The organism is Streptomyces sp. NPDC048734 (assembly GCF_043198675.1).
Lineage (GTDB): Bacteria > Actinomycetota > Actinomycetes > Streptomycetales > Streptomycetaceae > Streptomyces.
The window spans coordinates 248,884-265,809 of record NZ_JBICUZ010000005.1 but is presented as its reverse complement, the minus strand read 5'-3'; the positions used below and the strand labels follow the sequence as shown (position 1 = coordinate 265,809).

At 73.1% G+C, this 16,926-nt stretch carries 20 protein-coding genes and 3 pseudogenes; 21 read left to right on the top strand and 2 right to left on the bottom strand.

Annotated features, from left to right (window positions below; all coding sequences use genetic code 11):
* The first annotated feature begins 133 nt into the window (after positions 1 to 133).
* From ACGFQC_RS16165 to ACGFQC_RS16140, 6 genes and pseudogenes are all read left to right on the top strand, one after another.
* A complete protein-coding gene (locus ACGFQC_RS16165) occupies positions 134 to 967 on the top strand; it encodes a M55 family metallopeptidase (protein ID WP_363088711.1) in 834 nt (277 codons plus the stop codon).
* Complete coding sequence (locus tag ACGFQC_RS16160) at positions 960 to 2,264, top strand: M20/M25/M40 family metallo-hydrolase (RefSeq protein ID WP_363088712.1); 1,305 nt, start codon at positions 960 to 962, stop codon at positions 2,262 to 2,264. The genes ACGFQC_RS16165 and ACGFQC_RS16160 overlap by 8 nt, the downstream gene beginning before the upstream one ends.
* An 11-nt stretch (positions 2,265 to 2,275) precedes the next feature.
* A pseudogene (locus ACGFQC_RS16155) lies at positions 2,276 to 2,530 on the top strand (S9 family peptidase); the annotation flags it as partial.
* 143 nt (positions 2,531 to 2,673) lie between these two features.
* Entirely contained in the window at positions 2,674 to 3,597 is a 924-nt protein-coding gene (locus tag ACGFQC_RS16150) for an LD-carboxypeptidase (protein ID WP_363088713.1), read from the top strand.
* Between the two features lie 175 nt (positions 3,598 to 3,772).
* A complete protein-coding gene (locus tag ACGFQC_RS16145; protein WP_363088714.1) occupies positions 3,773 to 4,033 on the top strand; it encodes a DUF1049 domain-containing protein in 261 nt (86 codons plus the stop codon).
* 54 nt (positions 4,034 to 4,087) lie between these two features.
* Entirely contained in the window at positions 4,088 to 4,702 is a 615-nt protein-coding gene (locus tag ACGFQC_RS16140; protein ID WP_363088715.1) for a GNAT family protein, read from the top strand.
* Here ACGFQC_RS16140 and ACGFQC_RS16135 read toward each other — a convergent pair.
* Positions 4,677 to 5,033, bottom strand: a pseudogene (locus tag ACGFQC_RS16135) (DUF6204 family protein); the annotation flags it as partial. The gene ACGFQC_RS16140 and the pseudogene ACGFQC_RS16135 sit on opposite strands and share 26 nt — an antisense overlap.
* 80 nt (positions 5,034 to 5,113) lie before the next feature.
* On the opposite strand from ACGFQC_RS16135, the pseudogene ACGFQC_RS16130 reads away from it, so the two are divergent.
* Positions 5,114 to 5,238, top strand: a pseudogene (locus ACGFQC_RS16130) (arginase family protein); the annotation flags it as partial.
* 114 nt (positions 5,239 to 5,352) lie between these two features.
* On the opposite strand, the gene ACGFQC_RS16125 reads toward ACGFQC_RS16130, so the two are convergent.
* Entirely contained in the window at positions 5,353 to 5,703 is a 351-nt protein-coding gene (locus tag ACGFQC_RS16125) for a VOC family protein (RefSeq protein ID WP_363088716.1), read from the bottom strand.
* A gap of 132 nt (positions 5,704 to 5,835) precedes the next feature.
* Here ACGFQC_RS16125 and ACGFQC_RS16120 point away from each other — a divergent pair, with 132 nt between their 5' ends.
* From ACGFQC_RS16120 to ACGFQC_RS16055, 14 genes are all read left to right on the top strand, one after another.
* Positions 5,836 to 6,315 (top strand): phage holin family protein, encoded by a 480-nt coding sequence (locus ACGFQC_RS16120; RefSeq protein WP_363088717.1) that lies wholly within the window; start codon positions 5,836 to 5,838, stop codon positions 6,313 to 6,315.
* Positions 6,316 to 6,674: 359 nt separating this feature from the next.
* Positions 6,675 to 8,285, top strand: a complete 1,611-nt coding sequence (locus ACGFQC_RS16115) for an NAD(P)/FAD-dependent oxidoreductase (RefSeq protein ID WP_363088718.1) — start codon at positions 6,675 to 6,677, stop codon at positions 8,283 to 8,285.
* A gap of 4 nt (positions 8,286 to 8,289) precedes the next feature.
* Entirely contained in the window at positions 8,290 to 10,146 is a 1,857-nt protein-coding gene (locus tag ACGFQC_RS16110) for a transketolase (protein WP_363088864.1), read from the top strand.
* Positions 10,147 to 10,331: 185 nt separating this feature from the next.
* Positions 10,332 to 11,234 carry a non-homologous end-joining DNA ligase gene (gene ligD / locus ACGFQC_RS16105; RefSeq protein ID WP_363088865.1) on the top strand — a complete coding sequence of 301 codons (903 nt, stop codon included), beginning with the start codon at positions 10,332 to 10,334 and terminating at the stop codon, positions 11,232 to 11,234.
* A 105-nt stretch (positions 11,235 to 11,339) separates the two neighbouring features.
* Complete coding sequence (locus ACGFQC_RS16100) at positions 11,340 to 11,738, top strand: gas vesicle protein (protein WP_363088719.1); 399 nt, start codon at positions 11,340 to 11,342, stop codon at positions 11,736 to 11,738.
* A gap of 65 nt (positions 11,739 to 11,803) precedes the next feature.
* Positions 11,804 to 12,229: a gas vesicle structural protein GvpA gene (locus tag ACGFQC_RS16095; protein WP_363088720.1), complete on the top strand. Its 426-nt coding sequence runs from the start codon at positions 11,804 to 11,806 to the stop codon at positions 12,227 to 12,229.
* Positions 12,226 to 12,978, top strand: coding sequence for a GvpL/GvpF family gas vesicle protein (locus ACGFQC_RS16090; RefSeq protein WP_363088721.1), 753 nt, complete (start codon positions 12,226 to 12,228; stop codon positions 12,976 to 12,978). Before ACGFQC_RS16095 ends, ACGFQC_RS16090 begins: the two co-directional genes overlap by 4 nt.
* 29 nt (positions 12,979 to 13,007) lie before the next feature.
* On the top strand, positions 13,008 to 13,271 hold the full coding sequence (locus tag ACGFQC_RS16085) for a gas vesicle protein GvpG (RefSeq protein ID WP_363088722.1): 264 nt from the start codon (positions 13,008 to 13,010) through the stop codon (positions 13,269 to 13,271).
* Positions 13,268 to 14,065 (top strand): DNA primase, encoded by a 798-nt coding sequence (locus tag ACGFQC_RS16080; RefSeq protein ID WP_363088723.1) that lies wholly within the window; start codon positions 13,268 to 13,270, stop codon positions 14,063 to 14,065. Before ACGFQC_RS16085 ends, ACGFQC_RS16080 begins: the two co-directional genes overlap by 4 nt.
* Positions 14,065 to 15,273 (top strand): SRPBCC family protein, encoded by a 1,209-nt coding sequence (locus ACGFQC_RS16075; RefSeq protein ID WP_363088724.1) that lies wholly within the window; start codon positions 14,065 to 14,067, stop codon positions 15,271 to 15,273. The genes ACGFQC_RS16080 and ACGFQC_RS16075 overlap by 1 nt, the downstream gene beginning before the upstream one ends.
* Positions 15,270 to 15,611, top strand: a complete 342-nt coding sequence (locus tag ACGFQC_RS16070; protein ID WP_363088725.1) for a gas vesicle protein — start codon at positions 15,270 to 15,272, stop codon at positions 15,609 to 15,611. Before ACGFQC_RS16075 ends, ACGFQC_RS16070 begins: the two co-directional genes overlap by 4 nt.
* Positions 15,608 to 16,444, top strand: a complete 837-nt coding sequence (locus ACGFQC_RS16065) for a GvpL/GvpF family gas vesicle protein (protein ID WP_363088726.1) — start codon at positions 15,608 to 15,610, stop codon at positions 16,442 to 16,444. Before ACGFQC_RS16070 ends, ACGFQC_RS16065 begins: the two co-directional genes overlap by 4 nt.
* A complete protein-coding gene (locus ACGFQC_RS16060) occupies positions 16,441 to 16,629 on the top strand; it encodes a gas vesicle protein (protein ID WP_363088727.1) in 189 nt (62 codons plus the stop codon). The genes ACGFQC_RS16065 and ACGFQC_RS16060 overlap by 4 nt, the downstream gene beginning before the upstream one ends.
* The gene (locus tag ACGFQC_RS16055) at positions 16,626 to 16,913 is read left to right on the top strand and encodes a gas vesicle protein K (protein WP_363088728.1); all 288 of its coding nucleotides are present in this window, start codon (positions 16,626 to 16,628) and stop codon (positions 16,911 to 16,913) included. The genes ACGFQC_RS16060 and ACGFQC_RS16055 overlap by 4 nt, the downstream gene beginning before the upstream one ends.
* Positions 16,914 to 16,926 lie beyond the last annotated feature (13 nt).

The following is a 16,926-nucleotide window of genomic DNA, read 5'->3' as shown; positions in this document are numbered from 1 at the left end:
AGCGCGGGGGCGGGGCGATGTCCGTCGAGCGCGGGGGCGGTGTCCGCACCCGGGGCCGAGGCCCGGGGCGCGGCGGGCTTCGGCGACGGACCGTTAAGCTCGGGGGGGCTTGAGGGAGAGGACGGACGCGGGCATGAAGATCCTGATCAGCGCCGACATGGAGGGCGCCACCGGCGTCACCTGGCCCGCCGACGTGCTGCCGGGGACGCCGCAGTGGGAGCGCTGCCGGGCGCTGTTCACCTCCGACGTCAACGCGGCCGTCCTCGGGTTCTTCGACGGCGGTGCCGACGACGTCCTGATCAACGAGGCGCACTGGACGATGCGCAACCTGCTCCTGGAGCGGCTCGACGAGCGGGCGCAGTTGCTCACCGGGCGGCACAAGGCGCTGTCCATGGTGGAGGGCGTCCAGTACGGAGACGTCGACGGCGTCGCGTTCGTCGGCTACCACGCCGGCGCCGGCGAGGAGGGAGTCCTCGCCCACACCTACCTCGCCAACTCCATCACCGGGGTGTGGCTGAACGGCGTACGGGCCGGCGAGGGGCTGCTGAACGCGCGGGTCGTCGCCGAGTACGGGGTGCCGGTCGTGCTGGTCACCGGTGACGACGTGGCCTGCGAGGACGCGCTCGGGTACGCGCCCGAGGCGCTGAAGGTCGCCGTCAAGGACCACGTGTCGCGGTACGCGGCGGTGTGCCGGACCCCGGCCAGGACCGCCGCCGACATCCGGGCCGCGGCGAAGGAGGCCGCCCGGCTGGCGGTGCGCCGGGAGCCGGTGGACGCGGGACCGTTCACCGTCGCCGTGGAGTTCGACGCCGAGCACCTGGCCATGGCCGCGACCGTGGTGCCGGGCGTGGCGCGGACCGCGGAGCGCAGGGTCGCCTACACCAGCGGCACCATGTACGAGGGCATTCGCACGTTCAAGGCGGTCACGACGGTCGTCTCGGCCGCGGTGGAGGAGCAGTATGGCTGACGGGCAGGCGAGGGACGAGGTCGTGCGGTTCACCTCGGACCTCATCCGGATCGACACGACCAACCGGGGCGGCGGGGACTGCCGGGAGCGGCCCGCGGCCGAGTACGCGGCCGAACAGCTCGCCGGGGCGGGCCTGGAGCCGACGCTGCTGGAGCGCACGCCGGGCCGTACCAACGTGGTCGCCCGCATCGAGGGCGCCGACCCGTCCGCGGACGCCCTGCTCGTCCACGGGCACCTGGACGTGGTGCCGGCCGAGCCCGCGGACTGGCGCGTGCACCCCTTCTCCGGGGAGGTGCGCGACGGCGTCGTGTGGGGGCGCGGCGCCGTCGACATGAAGAACATGGACGCGATGATCCTCGCCGTCGTCCGGTCCTGGGCCCGCGAGGGCGTCCGGCCCCGGCGCGATCTCGTCGTCGCCTTCACCGCGGACGAGGAGGCCAGCGCCGAGGACGGTTCCGGGTTCCTCGCGGACCGCCACCCCCACCTCTTCGAAGGCTGCACGGAGGGCGTCGGTGAGTCGGGCGCGTTCACCTTCCACGACGGCACCGGACGCGAGATCTACCCCGTCGCGGCCGGCGAACGCGGCACCGGCTGGCTGAAGCTGACCGCGCGCGGACGCGCGGGACACGGCTCCAAGGTCAACCGGGAGAACGCGGTGACCCGGCTGGCCGCCGCCGTCACCCGCATCGGCGAACACGAGTGGCCGCTGCGGCTCACCCCCACCGTGACGGCCGCGCTCACCGAGATCGCCGCCCTCTACGGCATCGAGGCCGACCTGGACGACGTGGACGGCCTGCTGGAGAAGATCGGTCCGGCGGCGAGCCTGGTCGAGGCGACCGTCCGCAACAGCGCCAACCCGACCATGCTGGACGCCGGTTACAAGATCAACGTGATTCCGGGGGAGGCGGTGGCGTACGTCGACGGACGCTATCTCGCGGGCTTCGAGGACGAGTTCCGCGCCACCCTCGACGCGCTGACCGGGCCCGACGTGAGCTGGGAGTTCGAGCACCGCGAGGTCGCCCTCCAGGCGCCGGTGGACTCGCCGACGTACGCCAGGATGCGGGCGGCCGTCGAGGAGTTCGCGCCGCAGGGGCACGTGGTGCCGTACTGCATGTCCGGCGGCACGGACGCCAAGCAGTTCTCGCGGCTCGGGATCACCGGCTACGGCTTCGCCCCGCTGAAGCTGCCGGAGGGCCTCGACTACCAGGCCCTCTTCCACGGTGTCGACGAACGGGTCCCCGTCGAGGCGCTGCACTTCGGCGTCGACGTCCTCGACCGCTTCCTGCGCACGGCCTAGAGGAGCGAGACGTGCGGAACCTGTCGTACGGCGCCTGGCCCTTCCCCCTCGACGCGCGCCTCGCCGCCGCGCACGCCGGGCGTCCCGAGTACGTCGGTTTCGTCGGCGACGAGGTGTGGTGGACGGCCCCCCGGCCCGCCGAGGGCGGTCGGCGCACACTGGTGCGACGGCGGGCCGACGGCACCGAGGAGCCGGTCCTGCCCGCGCCGCGGCACGTGCGCAGCAGGATCCACGGGTACGACGGACAGCCCTGGGCGGGCCGGGTGCCGCACGCCTACCTCGCCTTCGAGGGCGAGCACGGCTTCCGGCGGGCCGAGACGGTGGCGCGCGCCCTGGAGGCCGAACCGTCCCCGCACGCACAGGTGTTCGGGTCGAGTGTGTCCGGCATCCCCACCCTGGAGCTGGCCCCGTGAAGGAACTCGTGCGGCCGCCCCGGCTCGCCCCCGGTGCCCGGGTGGCGGTCGTCGCGCCCAGCGGACCCGTCGCCGAGGAACGGCTCCAGGCCGGCCTCGACCTGTTGCGCGGCTGGGACCTCGACCCGTTCGCCGCACCCCATGTCCTGGACGTGCACGGCGCGCTGCCCCACCTGGCCGGCACCGACGCCGACCGGGCCGCCGACCTCCAGCGCGCATGGTGCGACCCGTCCGTCGACGCGGTGATCTGCGCGCGCGGCGGGTACGGCGCCCAGCGCATGGTCGACCTGCTCGACTGGGAGGCCATGCGGGCCGCCGGACCGAAGGTGTTCCTCGGCTTCAGCGACAGCACCACCCTGCACGAGGCGTTCGCCGTCCGCCTCGGCCTGGTCACGCTGTACGGCCCCGTCGCCGCCGGCATCGACTTCGTGAAGAACGCCCGCGCCCGGGAACACCTCAGGGCCACCCTGTTCGCCCCGGAGACCGTCCGCACCCTCACCTCCACCGGCACCGCCCTCGCTCCCGGCCGGGCCCGCGGCGTCACCCTCGGCGGCTGCCTCACCCTCCTCGCCACCGGGTACGGCACCCCGCACACCCGCTCCGGCGCCCGCGGCGGACTGCTGCTCCTGGAGGACGTCGGGGAACGGCCGTACCGCGTCGACCGGACGCTCACCCACCTCCTGCGGACCGGCTGGCTCGACGGTGTCGCCGGGATCGCGCTGGGCTCCTGGGCGCAGTGCGGCCCTTACGAGGAACTGCGGCCCGTGCTGGCCGACCGGCTCGGCGGGCTCGGCGTGCCGGTCGTCGAGGAACTCGGCTTCGGCCACTGCGACGGCGCGCTGACGGTGCCCTTCGGGGTCGCCGCCGAACTCGACGCGGACACCGGCACGCTCACCCTCGCCGCGCCCGCCCTGAGCTGAGCCCCGGACCGGGCCCGTCACCCGCGAGGGCCACCGCCGGCCGGGGCGGGTGGCCGGGACGTCACCCGGCGGGCCACCGCCGGCCGGAGCGGGTGGCGGAGCGGGGGGGGGCGGACGTCACCCGCGGGCAGTCCTCCGCCGCGCGGGAGGGCACCGGCGGGCCCACCCTGGTCGTATGAGTCCGAAGACCTCCGAGAGCGGCGGGAAGACCAGCGGGACGGGTGGCGGGACGGGTGGCGCGCCGGCGCCCACCAGGATCACCGTCCTGGCGTTCGCCCTCCTCGCACTGATCTTCATCTTCGAGAACACCGGCGCCACCCGGATCAGGCTGCTGGTCCCCGAGGCGACGGTGACGGTGCCGCTGTGGACGGCGATGCTCGCCACCGGGGCCGTCGGCGCGCTGTGCGGCGCGTACGCCGTCAGACGGCGCGACTGACCCGACGGCGCGACTGACCCGACGGCGCGACTGACCGCGCCGTACGCTGGCCCGATGCCGCACACCACGTCCCGCCACCTCGCCGAGGGCCCCCGCGTGGGCATACGCCACTTCTCCCACGCCGACGCGGACGAGTTCACGGCCCGGGTCCGCGAGAGCGCGGACCTGCACCGTCCGTGGCTGTTCCCGCCGGCCACCACCGAGGCCTACGGGGCCTACGCGGGACGGCTCATCGAGGACCCGACGAAGGCCGGGTTCCTCGTGTGCACCCTGGACGACGGGGCCGTCGCCGGGTTCATCAACATCAACAACATCGTCGGGGGCGGCTTCCAGTGCGGTGCGCTCGGCTACGGCGCCTTCGCGCACGCCGCCGGGCGCGGACTGATGCGCGAGGGGCTCGACCTCGTGGTGGCCCACGCCTTCGGGCCGATGCGACTGCACCGGCTGGAGATCAACGTGCAGCCCGGGAACGCCGCCTCGATCGCCCTCGCGCGGGCCTGCGGGTTCCGGCTGGAGGGCTTCTCCCCGAAGATGATCCACATCGACGGGGACTGGCGCGACCACGAGCGGTGGGCGCTCACCGCCGAGATGCGCTCCCCGCGCTCCCCGGCTGACCTGCGTTCCCCGGGTGGCCCGCCTTCCCCCGGGACCGCCCGCCCTTCCGGTTGATCTTCATCGTGTCCAGGTCCGTGACCGTCGACTTCAGACCGGTGAAGCCGTAGCCCAGCTCCCGCAGCGTCGTCTCGGCGCGCTCCTCGGCGAGCGCGCCCGCCATCTCCTCGCCGTCCGCCGCGTCCGAGACCACCACGTAACGCAGCGAGAAGTGCTTCAGCGGCGACGGCTCGTACGTCAGGGAGCCCTCCTCGGTGAACCGCATGCTCGTCAGGCCGTGCCCGGAGACCTCGGCGATCAGCCGGGCGCGCGCCGCCTCCGTCAGACCGTCCCAGGTGCCCCGGACGATGACCCGGTAGGTGTGCCGCTCGGCCGTCTGCTCGCTCACCGCGTCCGCTCCTTCGTGTCCCGCGTGTTCCGTGGGAAAGCCGTTGAACGCCCGACTGTACGTCGGCGCGGAGGCCGGGCGTGCGGAATTTCGTGGTGCTCGACGCCCCTTCCGACCTGGGGCCGCGCCCGCCCTCGGCACCGTGCCCGGCTGCCACAAGCTCGCGGGCGCCCTGCGCGACCACCGGATCGTGCGGTTCCTCGGCGTCCGCGACGAGTTCGCCGACGAAACCGCCGAACTCGCGGCCCTGGGGATGCCCGTCGTCACCGCCTTCGGCCGCTCCTGAACCATCCCCGTCGCCCGTCGCCCGTCGCCCGTCTCACGCCGGGCGGCGGTCCACGTACTCGTACACCGTGCCGTCCGGATGCCGCACGATCAGGTTGCGGCCCGCCGGGGTCGCCAGAGGCCCCGCGATGATGTCCGCGCCCAGCTCGTCCAGCGTCCGGTGCGCCTGGTCGACGTCCGTCACGGCGATCGTCGCGGCGACCTTGCGCAGCACCTCCAGTTCGGCCGCGGGCCCGCTCATCAGCAGGAAGCAGCCGACCGCGGCGACCCGCACGCCACCGCGCTCGAAGCGCATCGCCGGGGCGCCCGAGAGACGCTCGTAGAAGGGGACGGCGGCTTCCAGATCGTCCACGCAGACACGCAGGGTGGCTCCCAGAATGTTCATGCGCGAAAGCCTAGTTGGGCCGGACGGACCGCGGAGATCCCTTCACCCGATCCCCTCGGCGGCCCCCGCCGGACCCGCGCGCACCCGCCCCGCACCGCGTTACCGGCCGGAGGCGCCGGGTACCCGGGACGCATGGAGCGCATCGATCACCTGGAGCATCTGGACAAGCACCTCGTCGACGAGCTGGCGCAGGTGGCACGCGAGACCATCCGCGAGGAACTGCGCGAACAGACCCGCAAGCAGCGCCGCAGGGCCACGCTGTACGCCGCCTCCGGCGCGCTCGCCCTGTACGCGGGAGCCGCCGTCGCGCTGGCCGTGGGCCTCGCCCTCGACATCGGGCTGCCCGACTGGGCCGCCGCACTGATCACCGCGGCCCTCCTCGGCGTGCTGGCCTACGTCCTGCGCGGCGCCGCCCGCCCGCACCCGGTCCACCACGGCACGGCCCCGTCCGCACGGCCGGGGCCCGTCGCACCGCCCACGGGGGCGGCCGCCGGCATGGGCACGCCCTACCCGCCGATGCCGCCCACCGCGCCCAGCGTGGGCGTTCCCGCGCCGGGCGAGGCGCAGCGGCCCGGCGGCATCGACCCCGAGACGCCCCACCACCGGGCCTGACAGCCCCACCCCGGGCCTGACACCCGATGCGGCCGCGCGGCCGGACCCGTCGTGCCGACCGGGGCCGGCGTGGGCCGGGCCGCGGTGGTGGCCTTCGCCGCGCGCGGCGACCAGGTCCGCGGGGCCGAACTCCCCGCAGCACCGGCAGCACAGGAAACAGCCGTACTCGGGCACGGGAGGGGCACCTCCTCCGGGGTGCGGCGGGTGGGCGGTCGCGCCCCGGGTCGCCCCGCGCCGGGGTGACCCGGACCCCCGTGAGGACCCGCGGACGTTTGGCGGGCCTGCCCGGGGGGACGCGGAAACCCCCGTACGACACACTTCCCCGCGGCCCCGACGGCGCGGGGCCACCGGAGGCGAACGTGAGTCGACCCCGCATCGTGATCGTCGGAGCCGGCTTCGCCGGATACCGCACGGCCCGCACCCTCGCGCGGGCGGCCCGCGGCCGGGCCGACATCACCCTGCTGAACCCGACCGACTACTTCCTCTACCTGCCCCTGCTGCCCCAGGTGGCCGCCGGCATCCTCGAACCGCGCCGGGTCACCGTCTCCCTCGCCGGCACCCTGCCGGACGTGCGGCTGGTGCTCGGCGAGGCCGGCCGCATCGACCTCGACGGGCGCACCGTGCACTACACCGGCCCCGAGGGCGAGACGGGCGCCCTCGGCTACGACCGGCTGGTGCTGGCCGCCGGCAGCGTCAACAAGCTGCTGCCCATCCCCGGCGTCGCCGAGCACGCGCACGGCTTCCGCGGCCTGCCCGAGGCGCTCTACCTGCGCGACCACGTGACCCGGCAGGTCGAACTGGCCTCCTCCGCCGACGACGCGGCGCTCTGCACGGCCCGCTGCACGTTCGTGGTGGTCGGCGCCGGCTACACCGGTACCGAAGTCGCCGCCCACGGGCAGCTGTTCACCGACGCGCTGGTGCGCGCCCATCCCCTGCGCAAGGGCATGCGGCCGCGCTGGCTGCTGCTCGACGTCGCCGACCGTGTCCTGCCCGAACTCGACGAACGGCTCTCCGTCACCGCCGACCGGGTGCTGCGCGAACGGGGTGTCGACGTGCGGATGGGAACCTCAGTGAAGGAGGCCACTCCGGACGGAGTCCTGCTCACCGACGGCGAGTTCGTCGACACCCGCACCCTCGTGTGGTGCGTGGGCGTACGGCCCGATCCCCTCGCGGAGTCCCTCGGGCTGCCCATGGAGCGGGGGCGGCTCCTCGTCGAGCCGACCCTGCGCGTGCCGGGCAGGCCCGAGGTGTTCGCCTGCGGTGACGCCGCCGCCGTACCCGATCTGGAGAAGCCGGGGGCGTACACGCCGATGACGGCACAGCACGCCTGGCGGCAGGGCAAGGTCGCCGCGCACAACATCGCCGCCTCGCTCACCGGGCGCGAGCTGCGGCCCTACCGGCACAAGGACATGGGCTTCGTCGTCGACCTCGGCGGGGTCAAGGCCGCCGCCAACCCGCTGGGCGTCCCGCTGTCGGGGCTGCCGGCCGGCGTGGTCACCCGCGGCTACCACCTGGCCGCCATGCCCGGCAACCGCGTGCGCGTCGCGGCCGACTGGCTGCTGGACGCCGTACTGCCGCGCCAGGCCGTCCAGTTGGGCCTCGTCCGGTCCTGGTCGGTGCCCCTGGACACGGCCTCGCCGGAACTGGCACGGACGCCGGACGGGCGCGAACGGCAGCGGGACGCGACGTCCGCGGCCGGGGTCCCAGCGGCCGGTGTCCCCGTGACCGGCGGGCAGAAGGCCCTGGGCGGAGGCGGCGGTGACGACACCTCCCGGACGATCACCTCACCGACCCCCGAGCCGGTGAAGAACGAGCCGGCCAGGAACCGCCCGGCACCGGAACCGGCGAAGAACCAGCCGGGCGGTGAGCCGGCGAAGAACCAGCCGGGCGGTGAGCCCGCCGAGAACCGGCCCGCTTCCGGGCCCGCCGGTGACCAGCTACGTCCCCTCCCCCGAGAAGGAGAGCAGTAACCCGATGGACACCGCCGAACTCACTGAGCTCGCACAGCAGTTGCGCGTGGACAGTGTCCGCGCCTCCGACGCCGCGGGGTCCGGGCATCCGACCTCCTCGATGTCCGCCGCGGACCTGATGGCCGTCCTGCTGGCGAACCACCTCCGCTACGACTTCGACCGCCCCGCGCACCCGGCCAACGACCGTTTCGTCCTCTCCAAGGGCCACGCCTCCCCGCTGCTGTACGCGGCGTACAAGGCGGCCGGCGCCATCGACGACGAGGAACTCCTCACCTTCCGCGCACTCGGCAGCCGCCTCGAAGGACACCCCACCCCGCAGCGCCTGCCCTGGGTCGAGACGGCCACCGGCTCCCTCGGCCAGGGGCTGCCGGTGGGCGTGGGCATCGCCCTCGCGGGCAAGCGGCTGGACCACTCGGACCACCGGGTGTGGGTGCTGTGCGGGGACAGCGAGATGGCCGAGGGCTCGGTGTGGGAGGCCGCCGAGCACGCGGGCCACGAACACCTGGACAACCTCACGGTGATCGTCGACGTCAACCGGCTCGGCCAGCGCGGTCCCACCCGGCACGGCCACGACCTCCACTCCTACGCCCGCCGCTTCCAGGCCTTCGACTGGCACACCGTCGAGGTGGACGGGCACGACGTGGACGCCGTCGACCGCGCCTACGGCGAGGCGGTCTCCACCAAGGGACAGCCCACCGCGATCCTCGCCCGCACCCTGAAGGGCCGGGGCGTCGAGGCGGTCCAGGACCGCGAGGGGCTGCACGGCAAACCGCTGCCGGACGCCGACGAGGCGATCGCGGAACTCGGCGGGATCCGCGACCTGCGCGTCGAGGTGCACGAGCCGCCCGCCACCCGCATGCTGCACTCGGTGCCCACCGGCCGTCTCGACCTGCCCCGCTGGGAGAAGGGCGACCCCGAGAAGGGCGTCGCCACCCGTGACGCCTTCGGGCAGGCCCTCGCCGCCCTCGGCGCGGCCCGCGGCGACGTCGTCGCCCTCGACGGGGAGGTCGGCGACTCCACCCGCACCGAGTTCTTCGCCAAGGAGCACCCCGACCGCTTCTTCGAGTGCTACATCGCCGAGCAGCAGCTCGTCGCCACCGCGGTCGGCATGGCCACCCGCGGCTGGGTGCCCTTCGCCTCCACGTTCGCGGCCTTCCTGACCCGGGCGCACGACTTCGTGCGCATGGCGTCCGTCAGCGGCGCCGGGATCAACCTGGTCGGCTCGCACGCCGGGGTGGCCATCGGCCAGGACGGGCCCTCGCAGATGGGTCTGGAGGACCTGGCGATGTTCCGGGCCGTGCACGGCTCCACGGTCCTGTACCCGTGCGACGCCAACCAGACCGCCCGACTGGTCGCCGCCATGGCCGGGCTCGACGGCATCCGCTACCTGCGCACCTCGCGCGGCGAGAGCCCGGTGGTCTACGGGCCCGACGAGGAGTTCCCGGTCGGCGGCAGCAAGGTGCTGCGCTCCTCCGGCGACGACCGGCTGACCGTCGTCGCGGCCGGCGTGACCGTGCACGAGGCGCTGAAGGCCGCCGACGCCCTCGACGCCGAGGGCATCCCGGTCCGGGTGATCGACCTGTACTCCGTCAAGCCCGTCGACCGGGAAACCCTGCGGCGGGCCGCCGAGGAGACCGGCTGCCTGGTGACCGTGGAGGACCACCACGAGGAGGGCGGGCTCGGTGACGCGGTCCTCGACGCCTTCACCGACGGGCGCCCGGTGCCCCGCCTCGTGCGGCTCGCCGTGCGGACGATGCCGGGTTCGGCGAGCCCCGGGGAGCAACTGCACGCGGCGGGCATCGACGCCGAGTCGATCGCCGCCTCCGCCCGGCTGCTGGTGGAGACGGCGGTCGTCCCGTGAGCGACGGCGGTCGGTCCCGCAAGGACGGCGGTCGGTCCCGCAACGACGGCGGTCGGTCCCGCAACGACGGCGGTCCTTCCCGGAGCGACGGCCGTCGTCCGGACGGTGACGGCGGTCGCCCCGAGGGTGACGGTCGCCGCCCCGAGGGCGACGGCGGTCGTCCCGAGGACGACGACGTCCGCCGGGTGCGGGCCGGACGCCGCACCGTCGAGGTCCACCGGCCGGGCAAGGTGCTCTTCCCGGCCGGTGCCGACGGCGAGGAACACACCAAGGGCGACCTGGTGGAGTACTACCGGTCGGTGGCCCCGTTCATGCTGCCGCAGCTGCGCGGCCGGCCGCTGATGCTGGAACGGCATCCGGACGGCGTCGACGGCCCCCGGTTCATGCAGAAGAACACCCCCGGGCACTACCCGCAGTGGATCACCCGGGCGCGGGTCGGCAAGGAGGACGGCACCGTCCTGCACATCGTCTGCGACGACACCGCCACCCTCGTGTTCCCCGCCGACCAGGCCTGCCTCACCTTCCACCGCTGGTTGTCACGGGCCGACCGCCCCGACCGCCCCGACCTGATGATCTTCGACCTGGACCCCTCCGGCGACGACTTCGCCGCCGTGCGGGAGGCGGCCCGGTGGCTGGGCGACCTGCTCGACGAGGTGCGGCTGCCCTCCGCCCTGATGACCACCGGCTCGCGCGGACTGCACGTCGTCGTCCCCCTGGACGGACGGCACGGCTTCGACGAGGTGCGCGCCTTCGCGCGGGACGCCGCCGAGCTGCTCGCCGCCGGGCACCCGGAGCAGCTGACCACCGCCGCCCGCAAGAAGGACCGGGGCGAGCGGCTCTACCTCGACGTGCAGCGCAACGGCTACGCCCAGACCGCCGTCGCCCCCTTCACCGTGCGCGCCCGTCCCGGCGCCCCCGTCGCCGTGCCCATCGGCTGGGACCAGCTCGACGACCCCGGTCTCGGGCCCCGCCGCTGGACCGTCGCCGACGCCCTCGAGCAGGCCCGGACCCGGCCGTGGTCCGGGACGAGCGGCGCCGGGCGTGCCCTGGGGCCCGCCCGACGCCGCCTCGACGCGCTGCGTGCCTGATGCACGTACCGCCGGTGTACAGGGCGTCCCGTGACCGGCGCAGACGCGTGTGCTCCTGAAGGTTTGGCCATGGTCCTTCCGGCCACACGGAAGGAAGAGGTGGCCATGTCCAACACAAAGAACACGGCAGACACACAGGCTTCACGAAACACGCGGACTTCGCGGAGACCCCCGAAGGGCGGTTCCCCGACCGACGACCGGAAAGAGGGCGAGGACGACACCGTGACGGACGACCGGCCGAAGCCCATGGAGGTACTGCGCCAGGCGCGGGCCCAGCTTGCCGAGCTGACCGGCATGACCGCCGAGAGCGTCTCGTCCTTCTCGCAGACCGAGGACGGCTGGTCCCTGGAGGTCGAGGTCCTCGAACTCGAGCGGGTGCCCGACACCATGAGCCTCATGGGCAGCTACGAGGTCGAACTCGACCCGGAGGGCCAGTTGACCGGCTACCGCCGCGTCCGCCGTTACGAGCGCGGGCGGGCCGACGCACGGCCCGGTGGCCGGTAGGCCGTTCGCCCGTCGAACGGCCCGGCCCCACAACCATTCATCACACACAAGGAGGTGCGGTCGGCATGACCGTGGTCCCGGCACAACAGTCCGGTGGCGGAGGCGGCTCCAGCGGCCTCTACGACGTCCTGGAACTCGTCCTCGACAGGGGGCTCGTCATCGACGCCTTCGTGCGGGTTTCTCTGGTCGGCATCGAGATCCTGAAGATCGACATACGGGTCGTCGTGGCCAGCGTCGACACCTACCTGCGGTTCGCCGAGGCGTGCAACCGCCTCGACCTGGAGGCGGGCCCGCGCAAGAGCCCCGGTCTGCCCGAGATCGTCGGCGACGTCACCGAGTCCGGCGCGCGCGGCAAGTCCAAGGGGGCGCTGTCCGGCGCCGCCGAGACCATCTCCGGCGCCTTCAAGCAGGCCCGTGAGGAAGGCGAGACCGAGTCCAGGCCGCGCACGCGCAAGTCGACGTCCGCCCGCCGGAAGGAGGAGCAGGAGTGACCACCTACGTCTACGGCATCACCGCCGCTTCGCACCCCGCCCTCCCGGAGGGTCTGAGCGGGGTGGGAGAGCCCCCGCTGCCGGTACGGGTGCTGCACGCGGGTGATCTCGCGGCCGTCGTCAGTGACGCCCCCGAGAACCTCCGGCCCAAGCGCCGCGATCTCCTCGCCCACCAGACCGTCCTCGGCGAGGCGGGAGCGGAGGGGTGCGTGCTGCCCATGCGGTTCGGCAGCGTCGCCCCCGACGACGACGCGGTCACCGGCGTCCTGACCGAGCGTGCCGAGCACTACCTGGAGCGGCTGCGGGCCCTCGAGAACAAGGTCGAGTACAACATCAAGGCCTCCCACGTCGAGGATGCCGTACTGCACCAGGTGATGGCGGACAGCCCCGAGCTGCGCGCGATGGCCGAGGCGAACCGGCAGGCCGGCGGCGGCTCGTACGAGCAGAAGATCCAGCTCGGCGAGATGGTGGCGGCCGCGGTCAAGGCCCGCGAGGCCGAGGACGCGGCCGAGGTCCGGCGGGTCCTGGAACCCCTCGCGGCGAGCGTCGAGCCGGGCCCCGAGTCCACCGGCTGGCTCGCCAACATCTCGTTCCTGGTGGACCGCGACGAGGCCGCGCGCTTCCTGGAGGCGGCGGACGGACTGCGCGAGAGCCGCCCCCACCTGGAGGTGCGGGTGAACGGTCCGCTGCCGCCGTACAGCTTCGTCGAGCCCGGCCCCGCGGAGCCCGCCGTACCGGCGGCCGGCTAGCGGGGTCACACAAGCGAAGGAGCAGGGAGATGGGCCTGATCTCGGAGGTGCTGCTGTTGCCGTTCGCCCCGGTGCGCGGCAGCGGCTGGGTGATCCAGCAGGTCGTTCAGGAGGCCGAGCGGATCTATTACGACCCCGCCACGGTTCGGGCCGAACTCTCCCGTCTCGAGGAGCAGTTGGAGGACGGGTCGATCACGGAGGAGGAGTTCGACCGGATGGAGGACGAACTCCTCGACCGGCTGGACACAGCCATGCGCAGGAGTACGGGAACCGACGACGGGACAGCACGATGAACCGAGTGGGACTGGGCCTCGCGGTAGGGGCCGGATACCTCCTGGGACGTAGCAAGAAGATGAAACTGGCGCTCGCCGTCGGCTCGATGGTCGCGGGCAAGAAGCTGAACCTGACCCCGCGCGGCGTGGCCGACCTGGTGTCCCAGCAGCTCAAGGACAACCCGCAGTTCAAGGAGATCACCGAACAGCTCCGCGGAGAACTGCGCGGTGTCGGCAAGGCCGCCTCGGGTGCGATGGTCGAGCGGCAGATGAGCGCCCTCGCCGACCGGCTGCACAGCCGTACGAACCGGGTCCGCGACGAACTCGACGGCGTCGTCCCCGACGCGCCGGGCGGGAAGTCGCGGGACGAGGCGGACGACGGCGACGAGGACGAGTACGAGGAGCCCGAGTCCGCGCGCGACGAGGACGAGGACTACGAAGAGGCCGACGAGGACGCCGAGGACCGGGCCGACGAGGACGAGGACGCCGAGGACCGGGCCGACGAGGACGAGGAGGAGCCCGAGGAGGAGGAGCCGGAGGAGGAGCCCGAGGAGGAGGAGCCCGAGGAGGAGGAGCCGCCGCGCAGGAAGGCGGCTGCCAAGAAGCCCGCCGCGAAGAAGGCACCGGCCAAGAAGGCACCGGCCAAGAAGGCCCCGGCGAAGAAGACCGCGGCGAAGAAGGCACCGGCCAAGAAGGCGCCGGCCAAGAAGGCGTCCGCGCGCGGGGCGGCCTCGCAGAAGAGCGCCGGCTCGGCCCGCAAGACGGCCGCGAAGACCACGTCGCGGACCCGGCGGTCGAAGGGAGGCGGTGAGTGATGGCCGAGACACTGGGATCGGCGAAGTCCGCGGCCGGCGAGGCGACGGACAAGACGGGTGGCAACCCCCTGACGGACCTCGCGCAGAGCGAGGCCGCCGACCGGCTCAAGGCGGAGGCGCAGGAGTACCTCGCCGCGCAGACCCAGCGCGTGCTGGCCGGCGTCGGCCGCAAGCTCGGCGAGACCACCGGCAAGCTCAACGACATCGCCGAGGGCAAGAGCCCCGGTCTGGCCAAGATGGCCCTCGACGGAGGCCGCAAGCTGGCCGAGGGCAAGAGCCCGATGCGCACCGCGATGGAAGTCGGCGCCTCGAACATCAAGGACAAGGTGACCGGCGCCTTCAAGAAGCTCGGCGGCGGCAAGGGCAAGCGCAAGGGCGGGTCGGGCTCCAAGCCCACCGTCATCATGGAGCAGATCGACGTCGGCGTGCCGCTGCGCACCGCCTACGACCAGTGGACCAAGTACCAGGACTTCAGCACCTTCGCCAAGGGCGTCAAGAGCGCGAGCCGCGGTGACGACACCACCAGCGACTGGCAGCTGAAGGTCTTCTGGTCCAACCGGAGCTGGAAGGCGAAGACCACCGAGCAGGTCCCGGACGACCGGATCTCCTGGACGTCCGAGGGCGCCAAGGGCACCACCAAGGGCGTCGTCTCCTTCCACGAGATCGCCGAGAACCTCACCCGCGTCGTGCTGGTCATGGAGTACTACCCGACGGGCCTTTTCGAGAAGACCGGCAACATCTGGCGCGCCCAGGGCCGCCGTGCCCGCCTCGACCTGAAGAACTTCGCACGCTTCATCACCCTCAAGGGGGAGGCGGAGGACGGCTGGCGCGGTGAGATCCGTGACGGCGAGGTCGTCCGCTCCCACGAGGACGCCCTGGCCGAGGAGGAGAAAGAGGCAGAGGAGTCCGAAGAGTCCGAGGAGGACGAGGAGTCCGAGGAGCCGGAGGGGTCCGGGGAGTCGGAGGAGTCGGAGGAGGCCGAGGGCGAGTACGACGAGGACGAGCCGGAGGCGGAGTACGACGAGGAGCCCGAGGGCGAGTACGAGGAGGACGAGGAGGAGGGTGAGCCCGAGGCCGAGGCCGAGGACGAAGAGTACGACGAGGACGAGGAGGGCGAGCCCGAGGCCGAGGCCGACGAGTACGACGAGGAAGACGAGGAAGACGAGGAAGAGGCCCCGCAGGACGAGGACAGGAGGAGCCGTCGATGAGCATGCCGAGCCGGATGCCGGAACCGTACGGCCAGGGCGGCGGCGCCAACCTCGCGGACATCCTGGAACGCGTCCTCGACAAGGGCATCGTCATCGCCGGTGACATCCGGATCAACCTGCTCGACATCGAACTGCTCACGATCAAGCTCCGCCTCATCGTCGCCTCGGTCGACAAGGCCAAGGAGATGGGCATCGACTGGTGGGAGGACGACCCGGCGCTGTCCACCCGTGCCAGACGCGACCAACTCACCAAGGAGAACGCCGAGTTGCGTGAACGACTGGCTCGCCTGGAGGAACTGGAGCCGGGCCGTGCCCGCACCAGGGAGGAGTCCTCATGACCGGACTGCGGTACGTGTACGCCGTCTGCCGGCCGGCTGGCGCGCCCCTGCAGGCCGAGCTGACGGGTGTGGCGGGCGCACCGGCCAAGATGCTGCACCACCACGGTCTGATCGCCGTCGTCAGCGACGTGCCCGCACAGGACTTCGCCGAGGAACCGCTCCGCGCCCACCTGGAGGACCTGGACTGGCTGGCCGCGACCGCGCGCGGCCACCAGCAGGTGATCGACGCGCTCACCGCGGTCACCACGCCCCTGCCCCTGCGGCTCGCCACCGTCTTCCGCGACGACAGCGGCGTCCGCGTGATGATGGAGGAACGCGAGGAGTTCTTCCGGCGCACCCTGGACCGGCTGGAGGGGCGCGTGGAATGGGGCGTGAAGGTCTACGTCGAGCCCACGGGGGAGGAGACCGCCGGCCCGGAAGCCGCGGCGGCGAAGCCCACCTCGGGCCGCGACTACCTCCTTCAGCGGCGCAGGAAGGCGAGGGCGCAGGAGGACACCTGGCAGCGGGCGGAACGGTTCGCCGGCCGGCTGCACTCCCTGCTCTCGGAACACGCGGACGCGGCCCGCCTCCACGCACCGCAGAACTCCGCCCTCTCCCGGTCCTCGGGACAGAACGTGCTGAATGCCGCCTATCTCGTGCCCCGCACGGAATCCGAGGAATTCGTGGAACTCGTGGACCGCACGAAGGACGAGGAACCCGGAATGCGCGTCGAGCTCACGGGACCGTGGGCGGCGTATTCCTTCGTGGATCCCCCGGCGGACGAGGGCGCGCAGGACCCTGCGCGGGGCGCGGGCGAGGGGAGCGCCGGGAGCGCGGGGGAGGCGGGCTCATGACCGTCGTGGAGCGCCGCGAGATCGCCCTCGTCGACCTGCTCGACCGGCTGCTGGCCGGCGGGGTCGTCATCAAGGGCGACATCACCTTGCGGATCGCGGACGTCGACCTGGTCCGCATCGACCTGAACGCGCTGATCAGCTCCGTGAACGAGAACGTCCCGTCGCCCTGGGAGGAGCTTTCGTGACCACGCCGAGCAAGCGTCATGTCGATCTCGAGCCCGACACGGTCGAGCGGGATCTGATCAAGCTCGTCCTCACCGTCGTCGAGCTGCTGCGTCAGCTGATGGAACGGCAGGCGGTGCGCCGCTTCGACCAGGGCGACCTGTCCGAGGAGCAGGAGGAGCGGATCGGGCTCACGCTGATGCTGCTCGACGACCGGATGGCGGAACTGCGCGACCGCTACGGCCTGCGGCCCGAGGACCTGAATCTGGACCTCGGGCCGCTCGGACCGCTGCTGCCCCGGGAATGAGGCGCCCGACGGA